General features: G+C 66.9%; 3 protein-coding genes and 1 pseudogene. 1 reads left to right on the top strand and 3 read right to left on the bottom strand.

The window, feature by feature from the left end:
* Positions 1-819 (bottom strand): ABC transporter permease (locus BJQ90_RS17590; RefSeq protein WP_226761505.1); only part of this gene is annotated, 819 nt, incomplete at its 3' end.
* Positions 816-2360 carry a sugar ABC transporter ATP-binding protein gene (locus tag BJQ90_RS17585; protein WP_226761504.1) on the bottom strand — a complete coding sequence of 515 codons (1545 nt, stop codon included), beginning with the start codon at positions 2358-2360 and terminating at the stop codon, positions 816-818. The genes BJQ90_RS17590 and BJQ90_RS17585, both read right to left, overlap by 4 nt.
* A 243-nt stretch (positions 2361-2603) precedes the next feature.
* On the opposite strand from BJQ90_RS17585, the gene BJQ90_RS17580 reads away from it, so the two are divergent.
* Positions 2604-3614, top strand: coding sequence for a LacI family DNA-binding transcriptional regulator (locus tag BJQ90_RS17580; protein WP_226761503.1), 1011 nt, complete (start codon positions 2604-2606; stop codon positions 3612-3614).
* A 55-nt stretch (positions 3615-3669) separates the two neighbouring features.
* Here the strand turns inward: BJQ90_RS17580 and BJQ90_RS17575 are convergent.
* A pseudogene (locus tag BJQ90_RS17575) lies at positions 3670-4867 on the bottom strand (GPI inositol-deacylase); the annotation flags it as partial.

The raw sequence follows: 4867 nt of genomic DNA, 5'->3' as shown, positions 1-4867 counted from the left end.
GGCGGCAGCCACGACGGTCAGTTCCATGCCCGTGCCTGTGGTGGCGCCGACGGAGTTGAAGCGGCTGGCGTAGAGCACGCCGGCCAGGCCCGCCAGGGCACCGTTGGCCAGGAAGGCGAGGAGCACACGCTTGGAGACCTTGATGCCGAAGGCGGTGGCTGCGTCCGGGTCGGAACCGATGGCGTACAGGTCGCGTCCCGGGCGGGTTCCGGCCATGTATATGGCCACCGCGATGACGACGAGGATGGCCAGCAGCGTGATGATGGGGAACCCCAGGACGGTGTTCACCGAGAGTGCGCCGAAGGCGTCAGGCCGGTCACCGGCAAAGTACTGTTTTCCGCCGGCCCAGGCGTTGTTCAGGCCGCGGAACACATACAAGGTGCCCAGGGTGATGACGAGGGCGGGCACCTTGGCTGCGGTTACGAGGAGACCGTTGATCGCCCCGAGCAGGGCGCCGAAGGCCATGCCGATCACGAACACCGCGGCAATCGGAAGATCAGGCATCGCGGCGAAGATGGAGCCGGTGCCGAAGGCAACGAGCCCCAGCATCGAGCCGACGGACAGATCAATGTTCCGGGTGATGATCAGCAGGGTCTGCCCGGCGGCCAGGATCATCACGATGGTGGCGTTCAACAGGAGGTCCTTGACACCCTGCGGGGTGAGGAACAGCGGGTTGATCAGGTAGGTGATGAGCACCAGCAGCACCAGCGCGATGATCACGGGCAGTTCCCGCAGCCGAAGCACCGAGGCTACGGCACCCCGGCCGGTGCCGGCGGACGCCGTCGTCGGCGGTTTCTTGTGGTCCAGGGCAGAGCTCACGGGGTTCCTCCTGCGGAAGACGTTGCGGCGTGCATGACGGATTCGGGGTTGGCTCCGGCGCGGTCCAGTTCGGCGGTGATTCGCCCCTCGCGCATGACCAGGACCCGGTCCGCCATCCCGAGGACTTCGGGCAGTTCGGAGGAGATCATCAGGATGGCGATGCCCCGCCCCGCGAGGTCGGAGATGAGCCGGTGGACCTCACTCTTGGTCCCGACGTCGATCCCCCGGGTGGGTTCGTCGATGATCAGGAGCCTCGGGTCGGTGGCCAGCCACTTGGCGAGCACCACCTTCTGCTGGTTGCCGCCGGAGAGGGTGGAGACGGCGTGTTCCTGCGATCCGGCTTTGACCTGGAGCCGCTTGCTCCAGTCCTGCGCTGCCCGGCGCTCGGCGGCGCCGTTGATCAGCCCCGCCCTCGCCAGTTTGTTGCGCAGCGTGAGCGTGATGTTGCGGGCTACCGAAAGGTTCATCACCAGCCCCTGCTTGCGGCGGTCTTCGGGGACGAAGCCCATGCCCGCCGTGATGGCGGCCTGCGGATCGCGGGGTTTGAGTTTGCTTCCCTGGAAGGTGATCCCGCCGGAATCATAGGGGTCGATGCCGAAGACGGCGCGGGCCACCTCCGTGCGGCCGGCGCCCACCAGGCCCGCCAGCGCCACGATCTCCCCGGCCCGGACTTCGAAGCTGATGTCGCGGAAAACCCCGGCCCGGCTGAGGCCGTCGACTTTCAGGACGGTGTCTCCGAGCTCCGCAACCGTCTTGGGGAACAGGGCCTCGATGTCGCGCCCGACCATCTCGCGGACGATTTCCGGGACGGTGACGTCGGCGGTCCGGTGCGTGGCGATGTACCGGCCGTCCCGCATGACGGTGATCCGGTCGCACAGGTCGAAAACCTCGTCGAAGCGGTGTGAGATAAACAGGATGCCGGTTCCCTTGTCCCGGAGGCTGCGGGCAACGGCGAACAACCGCTCCACCTCCACACCGCTCAGGGCGGCTGTCGGTTCATCCATCACCAGCACTTTGGCATCGAGTGAAATGGCCTTGGCGATTTCGATGATCTGCTGGTCCGCAATGGACAGGCCCTCGGCGATTCGCGTCGGATCGACGGGGACACCGAGGCGCTCGAAGAGCGTGGCCGCTTCCCGGACCATGGCTGCCTTGCTGATCAGCCCCAACCGGCCCTTGGGCTGGCGTCCGACGAAGATGTTCTCCGCAACGCTGATGTCCGGAAAGAGCGTCGGTTCCTGGTAGATGACGGAGATCCCGGCGGTCTTGCTGTCGCCGACGTTGCGGAACTGGACGCTCTCGCCACTGACCCTGAAGTCGCCCGAATCGGGGTGGTGCAGGCCTGCGAGGATTTTGACCAGGGTGGATTTGCCGGCGCCGTTCTCACCAACCAGGGCGTGGATTTCGCCGGCCCGGATTTCGATGGTGCCGTCGGCCAGTGCGACCACCGGCCCAAACGTCTTGGCCGCATGGGAAAGGGATAGCACCGGCACTGGTCCGTCCGGCGAGGCGCCCGACCGTGGATTGTCTGTCTGCTGCATGTAAATAACCGCACCTTTGGGGCTGAGTGAACTTCATAATGAATCGTTTCAGAGCTGCTGTGATTTGAATCATAGGAGCAGGCCCGCCCCCACGTCAATAGGTGTCACGTTCAGCAAACCGGATTTTGATTCGTTTCAATGAAAGGGTTCAAATTGGGCGCCGGGAGGTATCCTTAGGGCACCAACGTGGTCCGCCGGTTTGCCCCTCACAGGGCAGCGGCGCCCGCATTCAGGAGTACAGGAATGGTTTCAGCCAGCGTCAAGGACGTTGCGGCCCTGGCCGGCGTCTCGGTCGGGACGGTCTCCAATGTGCTCAACCGTCCGGAAAAGGTGTCCGCGGAGGTCACCGTCCGGGTGCAGGGAGCCATCGACAAGCTGGGCTTCGTGCGCAACGACGCCGCCCGGCAGCTCCGCGCGGGCCTGAGTCACAGTATTGGCCTGGTGGTGCTGGACGCTGCGAACCCCTTCTTCACGGAGCTGGCCCGGGGAGCGGAGGACCGGGCCGCCGCCGAGCACTTCACCGTGCTGGTGGGAAACAGCAGCGAGGACGCAGGACGGGAGGCGGCCTACCTGGATCTCTTTGAACAGCAGCGCGTCCGCGGAGTGCTGATCTCACCCGTGGGCAATGTGATCCCCAGGCTGGAACAGCTGCGCCGCAGGGGCATCCCCACCGTCCTCGTGGACCGGCAGACGGAGAACTTGAGTTTCTCCTCGGTCGCCGTCGACGACCTGGCCGGCGGTGAGATGGCCGTCGCGCACCTGCTGTCCGTTGGCCGGCAACGGATCGCATTCGTGGGCGGACCGGAGAATATCCGCCAGGTGGCGGACCGGCTGTCCGGGGCACGAAAAGCCATGGAGTCGGCTCCCCGCGCCAGCCTGGAAGTCATCCCGACCGAGTCCCTCACGGTCCTGTCGGGCCGGGCTGCCGGTGAAGCCATCCGGCTCCGCCCGGCGGCGGAACGGCCCGATGCGATCTTCGCGGCCAACGATCTGCTCGCGGTCGGTGTCCTGCAGGGCCTGATGCTGATGGGCGGTGTCCAGGTGCCAGAGGAAATAGCGCTGATTGGCTACGACGATATCGAATTCTCGGCCGCCGCCGTGGTCCCGCTGTCCTCCATCCGCCAGCCCAGCGCCCTGATTGGTTCAACCGCCCTAGAGTTATTGCTCCGGGAGGCCAGCCAGGAGTCCGGGTTCGCCCCACGCCAGGTCGTTTTTCCTCCTGAACTGGTGGTCCGGGCGTCCACGCAGGCCTGAAGGCGCCGCACGGCCTTCCCGGCACCGCTGCAGACGCTGCGGCAAGGGTGGCTGCCTACCGGTACTGGAGCGGCGCCGCAGGGTCAGGGGCGATGGTGTCCGCGGAACCCGTCCGGCCGTCATCGGCAGGGCTTCCGGGTGCCGTTCCCCCTCCCGCGGGCGTTCCCCGGGGAAGTCCGCGGGGCGGTTCGGCCCTGCCGGTGCCAGGGCTGCCCGGCGCGGGGGAAGTCGCGGTGCCCGCCGCGATTTCGTCGCAGACCCTGTCCACCTCCTGCCAGAATCTGGCGTCAACCCAGTAGCCCGTATGGCTCAGGACCTGCGGCAGCGGCTGGGCGAACACGAACTTGTCCGTTGGCGGGTCGACAAGGCGCAGGTCCGTCGCTGTGGACGCAGGCCACTCTACCGTGGCGACCGGTCCACCGATGTAGTCGGTCTCGTAGTAGACGTTGCGCCAGCGGATTGGACCAATGCCTGCACTGCCCGCCGCGAAGTTCTGCAGGAGCCGGTCGCTGACCAGGGCGGGAAACGCCCAGCGGTACAGCTTCGCCAGCGGCGAACCGAGGGTCACCAGACCGACGGTCTTCTCTTCGTGGCGGGCGGACTGGCGCGCCAGCACGGCGGCGGCCACCATGCTGCCCTGCGAGTGTGCGGTGAGCACCACCCGGCCCTGGTTGTCATGGAGCCGCCAGATCCGGCGTGTCAGCTCGGGCACCGCCCGCTCGGTGTAGGAGGGCGGGGCGAACGGGTGGAATGACCGCGGAAAGAACGTGCCGACGTCGAACGGGGACATCAGGACCTTGCGCCACTTCTCCTGCCGGAACGCGAGCCGGAGCACCACCCCGTACACAATGGGCAAGGATGCACTGATCCACGTGGCCACTCCGATGTTCAGGAACGGCGGGTCCTGACCGAACACGAAGACTTGGGTGGCGAAAATCGCCGCCCCCAGCAGCGCAGACCCGGCGACCGCAATCATCAGGTAAGCCGCCAGCGCGGGGGCGTACTCGCCGATCAGCCGCATCCTCGCCACCTTGCGGACCCAGGGACTGGGCTGCATTCCATCGCCTGCCCGTATGGTTATGGCCCGGTGCCGGCTGAACGGCGCCGGCTCAAACGCCGACACCGTCCAGGCGTCCCGGCGGTTCCGGGCGGTCCCGTCTGCCTGCGCGGGGGCTTCCCCGGCCGAACCGGCCGGCATTGCCTCCGCCGTGTCGTAGTCGCGGTGGAGTTCGACCACGAGCGTTGCTGCCCGC

This window comes from Arthrobacter sp. SO3 (assembly GCF_020532825.1).
Classification (GTDB): Bacteria; Actinomycetota; Actinomycetes; order Actinomycetales; family Micrococcaceae; genus Arthrobacter.
The sequence above is the reverse complement of the archived record's forward strand: the minus strand, read 5'-3'. Positions and strand labels throughout refer to the sequence as shown.